General features: G+C 60.6%; 14 protein-coding genes. 12 read left to right on the plus strand and 2 right to left on the minus strand.

Features of this window, described 5'->3' with window-relative positions:
* Positions 1-1,048: 1,048 nt before the first annotated feature.
* From XH96_RS04640 to XH96_RS04650, 3 genes are all read left to right on the plus strand, one after another.
* On the plus strand, positions 1,049-3,061 hold the full coding sequence (locus XH96_RS04640; protein ID WP_194391261.1) for a ParB/RepB/Spo0J family partition protein: 2,013 nt from the start codon (positions 1,049-1,051) through the stop codon (positions 3,059-3,061).
* Between the two features lie 709 nt (positions 3,062-3,770).
* Positions 3,771-4,082 carry a DUF736 domain-containing protein gene (locus tag XH96_RS04645; RefSeq protein WP_194391262.1) on the plus strand — a complete coding sequence of 104 codons (312 nt, stop codon included), beginning with the start codon at positions 3,771-3,773 and terminating at the stop codon, positions 4,080-4,082.
* Positions 4,083-4,681: 599 nt separating this feature from the next.
* A complete protein-coding gene (locus XH96_RS04650; RefSeq protein WP_246789958.1) occupies positions 4,682-5,170 on the plus strand; it encodes a DUF736 family protein in 489 nt (162 codons plus the stop codon).
* Between the two features lie 876 nt (positions 5,171-6,046).
* On the opposite strand, the gene XH96_RS04655 is transcribed toward XH96_RS04650, so the two are convergent.
* A complete protein-coding gene (locus XH96_RS04655) occupies positions 6,047-6,436 on the minus strand; it encodes a hypothetical protein (protein ID WP_194391263.1) in 390 nt (129 codons plus the stop codon).
* A 67-nt stretch (positions 6,437-6,503) separates the two neighbouring features.
* Between XH96_RS04655 and XH96_RS04660 the strand changes: the two genes are divergently transcribed.
* The 9 genes from XH96_RS04660 to XH96_RS04700 all read left to right on the plus strand — a co-directional run bounded on the left by XH96_RS04660 (position 6,504) and on the right by XH96_RS04700 (position 14,854).
* Complete coding sequence (locus tag XH96_RS04660) at positions 6,504-6,713, plus strand: helix-turn-helix domain-containing protein (RefSeq protein WP_194391264.1); 210 nt, start codon at positions 6,504-6,506, stop codon at positions 6,711-6,713.
* 501 nt (positions 6,714-7,214) lie between these two features.
* On the plus strand, positions 7,215-8,117 hold the full coding sequence (locus tag XH96_RS04665) for a sensor histidine kinase (RefSeq protein WP_194391265.1): 903 nt from the start codon (positions 7,215-7,217) through the stop codon (positions 8,115-8,117).
* Positions 8,118-8,139: 22 nt separating this feature from the next.
* Positions 8,140-8,700: a hypothetical protein gene (locus tag XH96_RS04670; RefSeq protein ID WP_194391266.1), complete on the plus strand. Its 561-nt coding sequence runs from the start codon at positions 8,140-8,142 to the stop codon at positions 8,698-8,700.
* 54 nt (positions 8,701-8,754) lie between these two features.
* The gene (locus XH96_RS04675) at positions 8,755-9,663 is read left to right on the plus strand and encodes an AAA family ATPase (protein WP_194391267.1); all 909 of its coding nucleotides are present in this window, start codon (positions 8,755-8,757) and stop codon (positions 9,661-9,663) included.
* Positions 9,660-10,136: a hypothetical protein gene (locus XH96_RS04680; protein WP_194391268.1), complete on the plus strand. Its 477-nt coding sequence runs from the start codon at positions 9,660-9,662 to the stop codon at positions 10,134-10,136. Before XH96_RS04675 ends, XH96_RS04680 begins: the two co-directional genes overlap by 4 nt.
* Positions 10,133-10,633 (plus strand): HORMA domain containing protein, encoded by a 501-nt coding sequence (locus XH96_RS04685; protein WP_194391269.1) that lies wholly within the window; start codon positions 10,133-10,135, stop codon positions 10,631-10,633. Before XH96_RS04680 ends, XH96_RS04685 begins: the two co-directional genes overlap by 4 nt.
* The gene (locus XH96_RS04690; protein WP_194391270.1) at positions 10,630-11,532 is read left to right on the plus strand and encodes a CBASS oligonucleotide cyclase; all 903 of its coding nucleotides are present in this window, start codon (positions 10,630-10,632) and stop codon (positions 11,530-11,532) included. The genes XH96_RS04685 and XH96_RS04690 overlap by 4 nt, the downstream gene beginning before the upstream one ends.
* 12 nt (positions 11,533-11,544) lie before the next feature.
* Positions 11,545-12,267 carry a DUF6602 domain-containing protein gene (locus XH96_RS04695; RefSeq protein WP_194391271.1) on the plus strand — a complete coding sequence of 241 codons (723 nt, stop codon included), beginning with the start codon at positions 11,545-11,547 and terminating at the stop codon, positions 12,265-12,267.
* A gap of 325 nt (positions 12,268-12,592) precedes the next feature.
* Positions 12,593-14,854: a DEAD/DEAH box helicase gene (locus XH96_RS04700; RefSeq protein ID WP_194391272.1), complete on the plus strand. Its 2,262-nt coding sequence runs from the start codon at positions 12,593-12,595 to the stop codon at positions 14,852-14,854.
* Here the strand turns inward: XH96_RS04700 and XH96_RS04705 are convergent.
* Positions 14,773-16,866: a hypothetical protein gene (locus tag XH96_RS04705; protein WP_194391273.1), complete on the minus strand. Its 2,094-nt coding sequence runs from the start codon at positions 16,864-16,866 to the stop codon at positions 14,773-14,775. The two genes, XH96_RS04700 and XH96_RS04705, sit on opposite strands and share 82 nt — an antisense overlap.
* Between the last annotated feature and the right edge of the window lie 82 nt (positions 16,867-16,948).

The following is a 16,948-nucleotide window of genomic DNA, read 5'->3' on the forward strand; positions in this document are numbered from 1 at the left end:
ACTCGTGTCTTCGGCGCAAGCCGACTTGAGTGTCAGGGAGCGGGCTTGGCCGCAACAAGGGACTTCAAGGAGCCATGCAGTCGACAAGCCAAATACAATCTTCTCCTCGAAGATTGAAGAACTCGGCAGCTGGTTGGGGCTGATCGGAGCCGTCAGCCGAGCGCCCGTCGAGCAGGACTAGTTGAGAGTTTAGCCGCGCAAGTTGGTGAGGCGGCGAACGGACGTGCGTCGTTCTGCTTCGAGAAGGAAAATCAACGTATTGCCCAATGATTCAGCGACGAGCACGCGAGGCGTGTCGGCGTCATGTGATCGCTTATTCCGAGTGTGTGCAACACGCGGCCGTGAGCTGTCCATTCCGAGCTACGCGCCCTGCACGGCATAGCCGTCTTCGGGGCGAATTTCCGAGCCGGATGGCGCCAGGGCCCAACTTTTTGGATTGGGCGCGGGCGGCTATCGCCACGTCGGGCTCTCGTGAACCGAGCCGCGTTGCGTCTCGGCCTTCGGCCTCGATCCCTCGCGCGAGCAGCAGATAATAATGTGTCGCTCGCCGGACTCGCGGGCCCCGCCGGCATTGCATGCCGGCGTCGCTATCACTGTCCCGCGCTCGGGTGCCTTATTAACCGGTCTCGCGACTGCACTCGGTCCCGGGTCCCGCCGCTACGCGTCGGCGCTATGCTGACCCTCTTGCGGGTGCCTCTTTTGATCCTCTCACTCTGCTCTTGTTTTCACCTGCGCTGACTTGCTCAACATTCCGACGCTTCGGATCTAATGGGCTCCGCCCCTCGCGCGTGCCAGGGTAAAGCGCCGGCTGGCGCCGGCGCCGCCCCGAGCGGTCTCCCCGGTCTTCCGTGCTTTCGAACGGGCTGTCACCTTCTCGAACGTCTGACAGACGCTCGTGCAGACCCGCTCTTGCGAGCGGCCCTCATCGGGCGGGCGATCCCCCTCCGCTCGGGGCGCCCTGGCACTTGCTACCCCCGGTCTCGCCGACGGGCAGGGGCGCAGGCGCGGAGTGCGCCTTGCACCCATGGAAGCAAAAGGAAGAATGATCATGTCGGCCAAATCAGTTGAAATCATTCCCGCGAGCGGGACGGAGGTTCTCATTCCGCTCAACAAGCTGAAGAAGTCACCGAACAATGCGCGCAAGACGCCCCACAGCGAGGCGGCGATCGAGGGCTATGCGGCGAGCATCGCCGCCAAGGGCATCTTACAAAATCTGGTGGTCGAGCCGGAGTTGGATGGAGAGGGAGCCGCTACCGGATTCTATCTCGTGACCATTGGCGAGGGCAGGCGGCTTGCCCAGCTTCTGCGGGTGAAGCGAAAGGAGATCAGGAACACCGAGCCGATCCGCTGCATCATCGACACCGCGAATGACCCCCACGAGATCAGCCTGGACGAGAATGTCACCCGGGAAAATATGCACCCCGCAGACCAGTTCGAGGCGTTCAGGAGGCTTGCGGAGGAGCGTGGCTTTGGTGCGGAGGAGATCGCCGCGCGGTTCGGGGTGACGCCGCATGTGGTGCGGCAGCGCCTCCGGTTGGGTGCGGTTTCTCCACGATTGATCCAGCTCTACCGCGACGGCGATCTGACCCTTGAGCAGTTGATGTCCTTTGCGATCACCGACGATCAGGCACGGCAGGAGAGTGTCTATGAGCGCATGTCCTACGACCGGGATGCCAGCACCATCCGCCGGCTGCTCACCGAAACCCACATCGCTGCAACAGATCGCCGCGCGAGGTTTGTCGGGCTCGAGGCCTACGTGGAGGCGGGCGGTACGATCCTCCGCGACCTCTTCACCGAGGACCGGGGCGGCTATCTGGAAGATGTGGCGCTGCTCGATCTCCTGGTGACGGCGCGGCTTGGCCGGGAGGCGGACGCCTTGCGGGCCGCCGAGGGATGGAAGTGGACAGAACCCCATCTCGACTTCCCACACGCCCACGGCATGCGTCGCGCCTACCCGCATCCAGTCGAGCTTTCGCCGGAAGATCAGACCGCACTCCAAGCCGCGCAATCCGAGTTCGACCGGCTGGCCGAACAGCATCAAACGGCCGAGGAGCTGTCTGATGAAGTGGATGCTCGGTTCGGTGAATTGGAGAGCAAAATCGAGCAGCTGGAAGCGAAACGGCAGGCCTACGATCCCGGCGATGTCGCGCGCGGCGGCGCGTTCGTGATCCTCAATCATGACGGCACTGTCAGGATCGAACGAGGTTTCATCCGCCCCGAGGACGATAAATCCCGCCCCGAAGCGGGGGAGGATGGCGACGGACAAGCGCCGGATGAGGAGGGTGGAGGGGACGATCGAGCCACGCGCGATGGTGAAGGAGGGGAGGCAGAAAACGAGGAGGAAGACGAGGAGCAGAGACTGTCCGACACCCTCGTTCGTGACCTCACCGCGCATCGCACTTTGGGGCTGCGTCTCAATCTGAGTGAGCAGCCGGACGTTGCCATCGTGGCGGTTACGCACGCGCTCGCAGCACAAATCTTCTATATCGGCGCCAATGCCCATGTGGTCGGCATACAACCGGTCAAGACGGATTTGGCCACGCATGCGGTCGGAATCGAGGACACTCCGGCTGGGAAAGCGTGGTCGGATCGCCATGCCAATTGGGCCAGGCAGATGCCGCGAGACGTCGCTAAGCTGTGGGAATTCGTGACCGAACTCGACCACGACAGCCGCATGGCGCTGTTCGCCCATTGCACGGCATTGACGGTCAATGCGGTCAAATTGCTATTTGACCTCCGGCCGCGCGCCTCGGCGGCGGCCAGCCGGTTGGCCGGGGCTGTCGCCCTTGACATGACCGGATATTGGCGGCCGACGGTGCAAAGCTATCTCGGCCGGGTCACCAAGGCGGTCATCCTTGAAGCCGTCCGCGAAGGCGTCGGTGAGGAAGCCGCCGAACGCATCTCGGGAATGAAAAAGACCGAGATGGCAGCCGCCGCCGAGCAATTATTGGCGGCAACCGACTGGTTGCCGCCGTTGCTGCGCACGGCCGAAACGGACGATCAGGTCGGAGCGCCAGACGAGGCGCAGCGCAATGATTTTTGTTCGCAAGCTGCCAAGTAAGAGGTGACCCGGGGCCGCTGGAGCGGCCCCGGCTTGCCGTCAAATTCCGGCCGCGCACCTGACGGCGCGCGGCCGTTTCAAGCAAAGTGAAGCGAGCGATTATTCACGCCGGCCCATCTCCAGAGGCGGGCCGCGATCCCTCCGGTCTCCGCGGCTGGCAGCGGCCGGTCAGGCTGTGGCGCACCTCCCTTTCATAGCGGGGAGGCGATCAGGGTCGGGGCACTGGTCGTATCCAGATCTGGCGTATTCAAAGCGCAATCGCGCGAACAATCCTGGCCGGCGCGGTGGGTTCCCGATGCGTAAATGCAATCGAGCTTGCTGGTTTGTCCGGTGAATCGGCCTTGCGATTGATCCGCAGACGTCGGCTTTCTCTGATCGATTCCGCCGTTGTCTAATGCTGTGGTGGGCGCTGGCAGCCATGGTCATCGCCGTCAGTCGGTCACGGGCGCGCGTCCAACGCACCCTCGATTGGCTGATCAGGCCCGAGGGACGGCAAGGGCCTCGATCGCCTTCCCGCAACAGCTCGCGCCTGCTTTTTTCCCCTGCCGCCAAGCGGCGGCATTCCTCGCGGGAAGACAAAAAAGCAGGTTTTCGCCGTCCTGCGCTGCGCTGCGGGCCTGACGGCTGCGGGCCGATCGCTCCCCGGGCCAAGGATCGCCATCGAGGTTGCGATAGGCGCGGCCCGAGCAACAGACAGACGGAGATCACCATGGCGACCATCGGCACTTTCACCACTTCGGACAACGGCTACACCGGCTCGATCAAGACGCTGACGCTGAACATCAAGGCCAAGTTCACGGCCTCCGAGAAGGACAACGACAAGGCTCCCGACTACCGGATTTTCGCTGGGTCGACCGAGTTCGGCGCCGCCTGGAAGAAGACCGCCCGCGACAGCGAGCGCGAATATCTCTCGGTCAAACTCGACGATCCGAGCTTCCCGGCTCCGATCTATGCCTCGCTGGTCAAGGTCGAAGGCGAGGAAGGTTTCACCCTGATCTGGTCGCGCCGCAGCGGCGACTGACGCCGGGGATCGTCGGCCCCGCCTCCTCGGAGGCGGGGCTTTTTGCGTTTCCTGCGCGCTTTGGCAGAAGTGCATTTTCTTCCTCAAAAGGGGGGCGCGCAGCCACGGATTCATGGCGCAATTTACGCCGGTTCGAGGCGCCGAGTTAGGAACTAATCGAGCTTTTGGGTGCGTTTTCGTGGGTGTTTCGCGAACTCAATCGCCATCTGCGCGGGCGACTGATAGCGCCGGATTCGACTTGATAGCTGGTACCAGGACCACGCCTCGGATGCGAAACCGAGCCGCTTGCCAAGCGAAATAATCTGGGCCGGATCGCGAGAAACTCGAGAAGTGACGCATGCCTCGAAGCGTTGCCCAAGCGCCGTTTTACGCGGTGACCGGTGCTCTGCGGCAAGGCCTGGCTCCTTCGCCCGAAAGGGACGATTCCCTGCTTATGGCGTAACGACCTATGGCAGCCGTCCCCCATCCGAAACCCTCGCACGCTTCCTTTTTCTCCGCCGGCAAGCCGGCTCCTCGCGGCCGCTTCGCTGCAAAAAAGGAGCGCGCTCGGGTGCGCCGCTGCGCTTCGCCCCAAGGGGTTCGGATGCAGGCCGGCCGCCATGACGGTCTCGCCATCGCAGGGCATCGGCCCTGCAATAACGAAGGAGACAGACGATGACCGCGATCGGATTCGTCACCCGCACAACTCACGGCGGCTCAGGGGCCAGCTCAAATTCCTGCCTGTCTGCGCCGATATCGACATCGTGCCCAACCGCGAAAAATCCGGCAATGCATCACCGGACTTCCGCATCTTCATCCAAGGGGTTCAGGTCGGATCCGGTCAGATTTTGACCGGCGAGAGCCGCGGAACGGACTATGTCAGCCTGTCACTCGCAGCACCCGGCCTGGGAGGCCGCAAGCTCTGCGCCAATCTTGGTCGAATGGTTGGCCTTGGCGGTGACGGTGGCTTTTTCCTGATCTGGAACCCTGTCGACAAGGTCAGAATGTTGGGCTCCCGCGCATTGCGCGGGGGCCCTTTCTTGCCTTCCGGAAACCAAGTTTTGAAGATCGCCGACGGGTGTAAGAGCGCCCCAACTGAGCGCACGTAGAAGAGCGAGCGGCGGCTGAACAGCCTGCGAGACATCCAATTGCGATCGAAGAAACGCACTCGCACGGAGCGGAATTTTGACCGGAGCTGAAGGTCGTTCGATGGCTTTCTCTCTTCGTTCCGATGCAGAAAATCGCTCCATCGGCATTGGAATTTGTACCAATCGATGGACAGCTGAGAGGCTTGAATTGATGCCTTAGAAGCGTGCCGAGCGCTCGATTTTTGTGTGAAGATAGCGTGCTGATGGCATACGGGCGATGCCTTCGGCCCGCGCTCTACTCGTCGCTTCGCTCCTCACCGAGCCACCCTACGGGTGTCTCGGCCCTTCGGGTAACGATCGCTATCGCAAAAGAGCGCACAGCAAAAAGAGCAGCGGGAGTGAGGGCAAGATAAAAGCACTGGCGCCAATGGGCGGCTAAGTCGTTGTCTGCACATCCAAGAGTTGGGGATACCGCAAGTAGCGATGGCGCCAATTGCGGCGTATGCCAAGGCTCTCCCTCATTGATTGCGTCTGCGTCTCGATGGCAGCTCGCTGGCTTCTCATATCCGCCGTGTTCCTCAAGAAGATCTTGCGTCACGCGCGGGCGTCGATGACGAGTTCGAAGTCAAGCTTGGCCGGATCGACAATCGCAGAGCCAGGAAGGCAACCGGATACTTCGTTGCTCGCGCTGCGCAGCGGAAAAGGCGGCGCCAGCTCGCATCGCGCGTCAAGCTCTTCAGGCGAACGGATCGGTCGTTGATTCGCGTAACGTGCGGTGCTTGCCGGGCGCGGGAAAGCCAAGGGACCACGCCGGTGTGTGATCACGTCCCTATTGTGCGATCAAGGCGAGTGATCTTGGCTGCTCGGTCTCAAGTTTGATGCCATGACGCCATCGAGCTACATCGCCGCGAGGGCAATCCTTACCCGCTGGATAGAAATCTCGAGCGCTCGGAGGAAGCTGCGGAGTTCGCGCCGGCTGGCCTCCTCCATGCGGAGGTTGTCGACGCTAAGAGCTGCTTCAACCAACTCTACGAGGGAAATCGCCTCGGATTCGCGGCTAGGCGTGCCGTGATCGACGTCTGGTAGTTGAGCGTGGACGACGATCTTCCCATCTGTCGTCATTCGAGCGGAAACTTGCAGTGGAACGAATTGAGCTACCGTCGTAGCCGCGATTTCAACGATAGCGGCGGGGACACCTGTCTCCTTGCATCGGTAGCCGAAGCGGTATGCCTGCCCGGCACGATCGCGCCCTGGGAGTTCAATGAAAGGTTCGAGATCAACCGGCACAAGCCTCTCCTCTTTGTTGAGTATACTCAATTGATGAGTTTACTCAACAGGAAGCATCTCGCCGTCGATGGACGAGATGAAGCAGATTGTCGCTCGGAACTTGAGGCGCCTCCGCCACGAGAGAAAACTCAGCCAGGAAGAGCTTTCGTTTCAGGCGAAAGTCGATCGCAGCTACATCAGCCAGCTGGAGACAGGTGTCTACAGCGCATCGGTCACGATGTTGGCAAAGCTGGCGAAGGCGCTGGGTGTGGATGTCAGCGAGCTATTGAAGCAGTAACACGGCGGAAGAGCCCGCTAGCACTGCCTTGAATGCGTATCGATCCAGGCAACTGCCCCCACGCCCAAAGGCTCACTACGACCCGTCCCAAACGGTTGTAGAGGTATGCTGGCGGTAGTTTGTTGTCAGGAACCGGCGGGCCCGAGTTAGGGGATGGTTAGCTCGGGCGCCGCGGGACCACTCCGATCAGCGGTGGGGTATCCAGCTTAACGGGGACGCGAATCCCTCCCTCTCCGCCGTCGCTTTTGACAGCGCAGAAGTTCTTCAAAGATAGGCTTTTCTCGAAACCCCGGATTTTTGCGGTGAAGCTCCGTGGACATAGGAATTTGTCATTGGCCGGGCCAATCGCGCCAACGGAGTTCGCCGCCTGTGAACGAAAGGAACGCAGAAGATCGCCATCCGCGCCGGTGAAATCCGCGTTTGGGGTCGTTCGAATCCCGACGACTCGCCCTATATTACCAATCCTTTGCGAATCACCTGAGGTTCGACGTGCAGTGTATAGTGCGTTTCCCGCCGCAATGGATCGACATCACCAGGTTCGAACGCGCGCTGCTGAGCTCCTGCGGCCCGCACAATGCTGGCACCTATCAGGTCATCTTTGAATTTCCTGTCGGCTGCAAAATCATGGTCGACGCGGCGACGCGCCTTCTCTCGCTCATCAATCAACTGGCATCGACCACGCGCACGGTGCTTCTCGACTTTCAGGAAGGCGACGCCGGCACCATGGGGTATCTCAACCGCATGGGATTTTTCGATCACCTCGCGGGTGATGTTGAAATCGTTCAGGGCTGGCCGGTTTATTCCGCGGCCGAATATCATCGCGGCGCGAACTCGGCCCTTGTCGAGATTGCCCGCATCAACAAGGATGCGCGCGACGAGGATCTTCCCACCCGCCTGACCAACGCCTTGATGCGCTCCTGCGGCGATCGCGAGGACGCTTCGGCGTTGGAGGGGGCGGCCTGGACGATTTTCGCCGAACTTATCGACAACATATTCTCGCACAGCCGGACCGCGCTCGATGGCTATGCGGCGCTGCAGGTGTATTCTGGCGGCAACCGGCTTTCGGTGGCGGTTTCGGACAGCGGCATTGGAATCATGGACACGCTAAGGCCCTCTCTCCGATCCGAATTCCCTCGCCTGCACAACCTGTCGGATACGGACCTGCTGGTCGAAATCTTCAGGCAGGGCGTGTCACGTCACGGGACGGATCGCGGCTGCGGCCTCAAGGGCTGCGCCGGCAAGGCCATCAAGTTTAACGCTAATCTCGACGTGCGGCTCCCGCAACAGCGAGTTCTCTTGACCCCGGCGCAAGGCAGTTACCGTCCCAACACGGCCCACTGCTACGAGGGGCTGCCGCTCATGTGGGGAACCCATATCGCCTTCACCTTTGGCCTAGGGTCTTGAACCCCGCCGCGAATCTGGTTAAATGAAGCCAATGAATGAGAGGGTGCGAGTCCTGCAATTGCGCAACGTCATGGACAAGGGTGAGGGCTGGGGCCGCGACCAGGGGCGCGAAGTATATCAGCGCATGCTCCGGTTTGTCGAAGACAGTCCCGGGGTTCTAATCTTCAAGGTGTCCATGAAAGGCGTGAACAGGCTCGACATTTCCTTCTCGTCCGAGACTATCGTTGAGCTGGCCCGCCGCTTCCGTACGCGAAAGGGCTTTTGCCTCGTCGACCTCAGCGATCAGGACCTGATCGAGAATCTCGGCGCAGCGGCGGAAAAGAAGGAGCAGCCGATGCTCGTCTGGCACGATCGCTCGGCGAACCTGATTGGCGCTGTGCCGAGCGAAGGAACACGCGAGGCCTTCTCGTTCGCGATGGGCCGGCCTGAGTGCCGCGCCTCGGAGTTCGCACAGAGCAGGGGTATCTCGATCAACAACGCCAGCATGAAGTTCAAGCAACTGTGGGAGCAAGGTTTCCTGCTTCGGCGGGAAGCGGTCGCCGAGAGCGGCGGCGTCGAGTTCGTCTACCAACGCATCGGATAAAAATTTTTGCACTCTGATTAAATGGCTTCATTGAATGAGAATAAGGAGCAGATCATGACCGCCCATCCCGACTTCAACCGGCCCAAAGGCATACAGCGGATCCGCCCGTTGCCGGATCCCGCGCTGGGGCGCTTGTGGGATTCCATCATCCTGAGCGGGTCCGTGAAGGATCAGCTGCTTTCGCAAGCCATGTTGAACTTCAGCATCCGCGGCAAGGTCGACCGCAGCATCCTGCCGCTCCACGGCGTCATCATGCTGGTCGGCCCGCCCGGCACCGGCAAGACGTCCCTTGCACGCGGCCTTGCCCACCGGACGGCGCAATCGTTCAAGAACGGAAAATTCCAGTTGCTGGAGGTCGAGCCGCATTCGCTGACCAGCGCCGCCATGGGCAAGACGCAACGCGCCGTATCCGACCTGTTCGCGCAATCGATCACCGAAGCGGCTGCGCGTGGGCCGACCATCGTCCTGCTTGATGAGGTCGAGACCCTTGCCGCTGACCGCAACAAGCTGAGCATGGATGCCAACCCCGTGGACGTTCACCGCGCGACGGATGCGGTCCTGGTTCAGCTCGATGTCCTGGCCGAACAGAATCCCCACCTTCTGTTCCTGGCGACCAGCAATTTTGCGAAGGCGGTCGATGCGGCCTTCACCTCGCGCTGCGACCTGGTCGTGCACGTCCCGCTGCCGGATGCCGAGGCCTGTGCCGCGATCCTTTCGGATTGCCTCAATGGTCTGGCGCAAACCTATCCGGCCATCGGGAAGCTGGCGAAATCCGCCGACCTTGCGCGCTGGGCATCGGCATCAGTCGGACTCGATGGCCGCGCCATCCGCAAGATGGTGGCCAATGCCTTGGCGAGCACGCGCGATATCGCGATGGACCCCAACACCTTGACCTCGGACAAGCTGCTCGCCGCCGCAAAGGCCGCGACGGCCAGCCGGTTGAACGTGGAGAAGAAAGCATGACGACCGTTGCCAGCCGGATATTCATCAGCACACCCGGCCGCGATGCCATGGCGACGTGGACCGCCATCGTCGATTTGCTCACACAGGGCAAGAACACGGCCGCGCGCAACGACTTGCTCGCGGTCTCGGGCGTGGCTGCCAGCGTGATCGCCGACCATGCGCCCAAGAGTGATGCCATCGTGGTGACCTGCGACGGCCCGCGGACGCGGATCTACTGTGTCTACGACGATGACGCGATCGAAGCGTCGGACGCTAACGAGGACGCGCTCGGCTTCGACCCGCTCAGCGGCAATTGGCGCGTCTCGCTGCCGTGTTTGCCCGACGATCTCGGCTGGGTGCAGAGCGCCTTGAAGAAGCACTCCGAGCGCATCACGGCGCGCGCGCTGGGCGACGGTATCGAGAAGAGCGACAGCGGCAATGCCGCGGCCGCCGCCGTGTTGGTCTTCGACCAGAAAGGATTTATGGGATCATGACGAGCGTTGGCGTCCATTCCTACACGCACTCGGTCACCTACGTGGCCGACAATATCCTCAAGAGCCTGAAGGATATCATCCGGCTGAGCGGGCTTGATCCCTCCAAACTCGTCAGCGACTGGACGGTGCTCATGAGCGGCCTGAGCACCTGGCTGAACTCCCAACACCTCAGGTCCGTCACGCTGGAGGTCTACAATCCGACGACCGACCGCCTCGTGGGCCGCTGGGACATCGACATCGCCTACGGCGCGTCGGGCGACGGCAGTTTCTGGACCGACACCGACCAGATCAAATACGCGATCCTCAAAGCGGGGCTTTGGCCCAGCCAAACCAGCTACCGCATCGTCGTCGATACGTCGGACGGCCGCCCCTACGTGGCGGGCTGGAGCGACACTTCGCTCCGTTCGACGGCAGGCTTCGTTCGGCACAGCCTGGGATCGACCATCGAGCACAATGGACTGGGCGGCAGTGCCGCGTACTGGAGGAAAGCCGGATGATCAACCTTGACGAAGCCTTCCGCAAGTTCAAGAGCCGCCTCGAGCTCAACGACCGCGAGCAGAAGAACGCGAGCCAGCGCCACACTGAGGTACGGGAGTATCTGCAGACGAAATTCGCGGTCGAGCGCAGCTTCCTGACCGGCTCCTACGCGCGTCACACCAAAACCAAGCCGCTCAAAGACATCGATATCTTCTTCGTGCTGAAGGAGAGCGAACGGCACTACCGCAACAAGGCTCCATCCGTGGTGCTCGACGCTTGCTACGACGCTCTTGTCGAAAAATACGGCAAGAACGCCGTTCGCAAGCAAAGCCGCTCGATCAATATCGATTTTGGCGTGGTCGTCGACGCCGAGGACAACACCGATTATCGCGTCGTCAGCGTCGACACAGTGCCTGCGTTCGCTAATGGGGACGACTATGAAATCCCCGACACCGACACCGGCAGGTGGATCGAGACTAATCCCGACATCCACGCGCAGAAGGCTGTCACGGCACACCAGGCCTTCTCGAATGAATGGAAGGGCTTGGTGCGCATGGTGAAATATTGGAACAACAATCCCCGCCACGGCACCGACAAGCCGGTGAAGCCCTCGTTCCTGATCGAGGTGATGGCGCTGCAATGCCTTCATGGCGGCTGGCAGGGCCGCTTCGATTACGAGCTGCAGGCACTGTTCTCCACGCTTGCCGACCGCATCTTCGACGAATGGCAGGATCCCGCCGGCCTCGGGCCGCCGATCAGCAACGGCATGGACACCGCGCGCAAGACCCGCGCGCGCGACCTCCTGCGTCAGGCCGGCCGCGATGCCAGCATCGCCATCAATCTCGTGCGCCAGGGCCAGAACGGCGAGGCGCTGAAGGCATGGCGCGCGCTGTTCGGACCCAAGTTTCCGCTTTCGTGAGGTGGGTTTACCATGACTGATTGGTCGCTTTCCGTGCTGCTGTCCGGGTTGCACGACGACATCCAGCAGAAACTTGCGATCGCGCGCAAATCCTTTGCCCATCCCGGGACCAAAGGCGACGCCAGCGAGAAGGTGTGGCTGGAGATGCTGCTGGAATACCTGCCGCAACGCTACCAGGCCGCTTCGGCGCATATCGTCGACAGCCACGGTAACTTCAGTGACCAGATCGATGTCGTCGTGTTCGACCGCCAGTATTCGCCCTTTATCTTCAAGTATCAGGGCCAGACCATTGTCCCGGCCGAGAGCGTCTACGCTGTCTTCGAAGCCAAGCAGGCGATCAACGCCACGATGGTGGGGTACGCCCAGAAAAAGGTCGCGTCTGTGCGGCGTCTCCACCGCACCAGCCTGCCGATTCCGCACGCCGGCGGGACCTATCCCGCCAAGCCCCTCATTCCGATCCTCGGCGGCTTGCTGACCTTCGAGAGTGATTGGAGCCCGCCCTTCGGTGCGCCGTTAGAGCGCGCGCTCGCGGTAACCGACCAACTAGAACGTCTGGAGATGGGCTGTGTCGCTGCGCACGGGCATTTCAGTTTCGATCCTGCCGCCAAGACTTATTCCTTCACTAAGGAAGGTCGGCCCGCGACCGCCTTCCTGTTCAACCTGATTTCTACGCTTCAGTTTAGCGGCACGGTGCCGATGATCGACATTCAGGCCTATGCACGCTGGCTTTCCTAGGACCGTACATCCGGCGATCGGTTGGACACATCGCAAGGGCGACCGAGCGCTGGTCCGGCTGTTGCCGGACCAGAGCCGCCTAACGCAGTCTCGGCCTGTCAGTAACGCTCCCTCGCGCTCGCGCGGATCGAGCGCCCGCCTGGAGGCACGCCGCTCTACAAGCGCACGAGCAAGCCCCACGCGCCTTGGCCCCTTCTAGCTTAGACTAGCGGTGGGGTTGTGGCGTCATGGTCATACGATTTATAATAACCTGCCCGTAACTGTTCGGATGAAGGCGCATGAGCGGGGCTCGGGCGCTCGGCGAAGAGAGCCAACTGAGGATCAGATGAAGCGATTTCCGCCGTTCCATGACCGATACCCAAAGGAAATTGTAGATTGCATTGACTCGAAGGGTTGGCAGACCTTCACCGGCATCCAAGAAGCTGCGATCACAACGCTGCCCACCAACCCCGGTACGGCCCTGCCAGACGCGATCTTGGAGGCCGAGACCTCAAGCGGCAAAACGGAGGCCGTGTTTTTGCCGCTTCTCGCCTGGTTGAGCGGGAAGCGGCGAGACGACGCGAAAGGCTTCTCGCTCTTGTACATCAGTCCTCTTCGCGCGCTCATCAATGATCAAGTCGGGCGGATCGGGCCGCTCGCACAGACGATTGGCCTCGATGTGCATCGCTGGCACTCCGGTGTCGGTAAGACAGAGAAGGATCGCGCACGTCGGCAACGCAAGGGCATTCTTCTGACCACCCCGGAATCGATCGAAGGTTTCTTTTTGCGAATCGCGCACGAGAATCCGGAAATTGAGGCGATCTCCAAGGTGTCGGCGGTGGTCATCGATGAACTGCACGCGTTCTTCGACACGGCGCGCGGCCGCCACCTCCAGTCGTTGCTGCACCGTCTCGACCTGCTTGCGGGCCGGAAAATTCCAAGGTTAGGCCTTTCCGCCACGCTAAGCGACATCGACAAGGTCGCGCGTGAGGTGCTCCGCCCGAAGTCGGATGTGCCGATCGAGTTCCTGAGGCCGCAAAAGAACGCGCGGAAAATCAAGATCGGCCTGAAGGTGTTTATTGCCCCCGATAAAGAGGACGCGAGCACGAAGGGGAAAAAGTCCTCGCCCTTGCCTCTGAATGATCAATTCGCAAAGGAGTTGATGAAGGATTTTCGCCGCGATGCACGCGGCTTGGTGTTTTGTAATTCGCGCGGCGGTGTTGACCTTCTGCAAGAGCGTGCGTCGACCATCTCTGAATCAAGCGGCTTGACGTTTGAAGCTCATCACAGTTCGATCCCGAATTCGAAGAAGGAGCTGATCGAGCGCAAGATGCGGAACGAGGTGCCGGACCCACCCAAGCAAATGGTAGTCATCTGCACCAACACGCTAGAACTAGGGATCGATATCGGCCAGGTGCAGCGCGTCGTCCAGATCGATCCGACTTTTAGCGTCGCAGCGCTGCGGCAGCGCGTCGGCCGCTCCGGCCGGAGAGGCGATCAGGGGGCGGAAGGAATGATCTACGTTGGCGAGCGTGAGCTCACCGCCGATGCACATCCGCTCGACCAATTGCGCATTAAGACCTTTCAAGCGATCGCAACGACGCAGTTGAGTCTGGAAGGCTCTTTCGAAGAGCCTAACCACGCGGATCTGCATCTTTCCACGCTGTACCATCAGGTCATCTCGGTTCTCCGCGAGGGACGCCCGAAGACGACACAACAGCTCCATCAGCTGCTGGTTCTCGGCGGTCCTTGGCATGCTGCTCCCGAGCTCAAGGACGAGGCGTTCTTTGCGCGCTTCCTGGAAACGATGACCGAGATGCGCCTCTCGTTGGTCGAGCGTGTTTCCGACGATGAATGGCGGCTAAGCACGAGCGAAGAGATTCCGCGGCCCGCCTACGCGGTCTTCAGCACGCCACCTGAATATACGGTCTATTTCAACGGGCAGCCGATCGGCCACCTTCCCATGACGATCAGTTATCGCGTTGGCGATACGTTTGTCTTGGCAAATGGCCGCTGGCGAGTGCTCAACGTAAGTGATCACAACCGCTCATTGACTGTAGCGAAGGCTGCATCGGCGGGTGCACCCCGTTATGGCGGCGCGGCCCAGACCCCAAGCGGCCTCGTCGCCGCCCGGATGAGGGCAATTTATCGGGGCGAAAAGTCCTACACCATGGAGAGGGACGAGACGGCGGCTCAAATGGTGAAAGACGGCCGCAAGGCTTTCAAGAAGTTCGGTCTCGATAAGAACCGCTTTCTCGATCATGGTCGGGATGTGGTCTTGTTTCCTTGGTGCGGATCACGACGGGCGCAAACCCTTGTTCTCTTGCTGCGGCGCGAGGGAATGAAAGCGTCGATTGAAAATTTCGCGATTGCCATCGAAGCGGCGTCCGCCAACGACGTGAAGACGCTGCTGGCGGAGATTAAGCGACAACCTTTACCGGAGGCAGACGAACTAGCTCGGGAAGCACGGCAGCTACAAGCTGACCGTTTCGATCGCTACCTTATCCCTTATCATCAGCGACTTGCCTACGGCCGGCGCTTCCTTGCACGCGATGGTGTTAAGGAACTTGTCGAAGAGCTGCTCACGGCGGACGCCGCGGCCGCTTGATCATCGACTCCCATCACGGCCATCGTCGCGCCAAGCTTCTGGAAAATTGACTCGGCTCCGGATAGCAATGCGCTGAGTTGGCGCATTCTACCCACTTGTGCAGCGTCCTGTCCCGAACGATGGGCGTGGACCGCTTTCTCCCACGCCTTGCGATGGGTACGGGGTTGCAAGATCAATACATGACGCTGAGCTCCATGACGAAACTCATCGAGCTTGGCGGCAAATTTTTTGCGGTCGATCATCACACCATCCGCCCGCCAGACAAGCTCAGAATTAACATCGGTCGTGCGATCATGGATTGCTTTGCCAAGAACGTTTTGATCGAACGAGCGAAGATTCTTGATCGCCTGGGCTATCACCTCTGAATAAGGTGTGACGGAGATCGTCGACTCCTTGCCGTCCTTCCAGGCTTTCACATGCACGAAGGTGACGAACAGGCGTTTCGTATCAAGGGCAATGAAATCGGCGATCTCGCCGGCACCATCATCGCAGAGCAGCCACCAGTCGCCAGAGGGCCGATCATCCGGCGATATCAAATCCGCTGCGTTGTTGCGCACATAGCAAAAAAGGGAGTGGTCTTTGCCGATTTGATCCGGCACGTAGATCTTTTTCTTGCCCTTGCCCGTAGTGGGTTTCTCATCAGTCAGCTTATAGGGCTTGCCGTCGGGAGCCGCCGGAAATGACGTCCAATGCCACCGATCGAAGATCACATCGCGAAAGTGAAGAGTATAGAGGACCCCGTTCTGGATCACATGTCCTGAGCCATACCGCAGCGTGAGGTTGGTATTGCGCTTGGCAAGCGACCGATCTAGCGCAACAACGGCAGGATCGTCCTTGCGAACCCCGTAAGAATCCACGCGGTGAAGAATATCTACGGTCTGATCGGTGCGCCTGATCGGTCGGAATGATACCGTCGCGACTCGTTGGTCGCCATAGTAGGCTTCGGCGGCGATCTCTGAATCAGGTGCTGCGCTGCGGCGTGTGGCGCCCTCCACAACGAAGCGCCCCTGCTGTGACCATGGACCGGCGCTCAATGTCCTGTCGAGCGCCTCACCCGCCAACAACTCAAGCTCGGGAGTTGTCGGCGCTTCGTAACCAATATCGAAGCCGTCGGACAGCTCAGTGAGCGTTTGGGTCGTCACCGGGCGCGCAACGAACGGGACGCCGGGGCGCTCAAGGTCCGACACGTTGACCGCTATCGCGGTCGGATTGGTCAGTAGTGCGATGAGCGTCTTAAACTCGGCGATAAACTCGTCGAAAGCTTTTGTCGATCGCGTCCACAATGTTTTCTTCGAGTGAGATACGCCCACGCGATGGGGCTCGGACTTCCTCGACGCCGCGACTTGCAGATTTCTTTGGCCGAACTCGCTGATCGCGGCCGTGTAGGTAAAGGTCTGCTCGCCGAAATGATCGAGCGCATAGCGAAGATTGGGTCCACTCAAGATCTTGCGGTCAGCCTTGAGCACGGTCGGCACATGCAGGCCTTCGAGCCAGGCGCTCTTGGTATTGCCTCGCACGAACGCAAATTCTATTTCGTCGCGGGTAACGGTCTCGGCGGGCGTGTCGATTCGTACGGTCGCTCGGCCTTCGCCTGCCTCGCCCACTTCGATGAGCTCGACGAGGCGCGATCGCATCGCATCCTGGCTGGCGTAAACGCCCAAATATTTCTGATACACCATGAGGACGACGAGGTGATTGGCGACGTCTAGGAGCGTTGCCGTGGCCGACGACCCGGTTGAACCTGGAGACGAGTCTTCGCGCAGCCACGTCGGCGGTTTTTCCACTGTATACCACGCGCCGTAACTCGTGATTCCCTCAGCAACAGCGCGAGTCATCGGAACGATGTGACGATGATCTTGAAACGGGTGGGTCGGGGCCACAGGCAGCGTGCCGGCCAGCCTCTCCAACTTATCGAAGACCTGTTTCGCGGTGGCTGCGCAATCGGACCCGCGAAAAAGATTTAGCGTAACGTGTGGTCGGATATTTGCGAATGTGATTTCTGACGTTGCCACGTTTGCCTATCGCTTACCTAGAAAACCGTTGTGCATCTGACCCAGCCCAGCAATCCCTTACTCGCTGCTGCGCCGTCGGGTA

It is taken from the genome of Bradyrhizobium sp. CCBAU 51765 (assembly GCF_015291725.1).
Classification (GTDB): Bacteria; Pseudomonadota; Alphaproteobacteria; order Rhizobiales; family Xanthobacteraceae; genus Bradyrhizobium; species Bradyrhizobium liaoningense.

Excerpts from the sequence above, each read along its gene's own strand:
- XH96_RS04700 (WP_194391272.1), top strand. The coding sequence starts at position 12,593 with ATGAAGCGATTTCCGCCGTTCCATGACCGATACCCAAAGGAAATTGTA.
- XH96_RS04695 (WP_194391271.1), top strand. The coding sequence starts at position 11,545 with ATGACTGATTGGTCGCTTTCCGTGCTGCTGTCCGGGTTGCACGACGAC.
- XH96_RS04690 (WP_194391270.1), top strand. The coding sequence starts at position 10,630 with ATGATCAACCTTGACGAAGCCTTCCGCAAGTTCAAGAGCCGCCTCGAG.
- XH96_RS04650 (WP_246789958.1), top strand. The coding sequence starts at position 4,682 with ATGACGGTCTCGCCATCGCAGGGCATCGGCCCTGCAATAACGAAGGAG.
- XH96_RS04685 (WP_194391269.1), top strand. The coding sequence starts at position 10,133 with ATGACGAGCGTTGGCGTCCATTCCTACACGCACTCGGTCACCTACGTG.
- XH96_RS04660 (WP_194391264.1), top strand. The coding sequence starts at position 6,504 with ATGGACGAGATGAAGCAGATTGTCGCTCGGAACTTGAGGCGCCTCCGC.
- XH96_RS04675 (WP_194391267.1), top strand. The coding sequence starts at position 8,755 with ATGACCGCCCATCCCGACTTCAACCGGCCCAAAGGCATACAGCGGATC.
- XH96_RS04680 (WP_194391268.1), top strand. The coding sequence starts at position 9,660 with ATGACGACCGTTGCCAGCCGGATATTCATCAGCACACCCGGCCGCGAT.
- XH96_RS04670 (WP_194391266.1), top strand. The coding sequence starts at position 8,140 with ATGAAGCCAATGAATGAGAGGGTGCGAGTCCTGCAATTGCGCAACGTC.
- XH96_RS04640 (WP_194391261.1), top strand. The coding sequence starts at position 1,049 with ATGTCGGCCAAATCAGTTGAAATCATTCCCGCGAGCGGGACGGAGGTT.
- XH96_RS04645 (WP_194391262.1), top strand. The coding sequence starts at position 3,771 with ATGGCGACCATCGGCACTTTCACCACTTCGGACAACGGCTACACCGGC.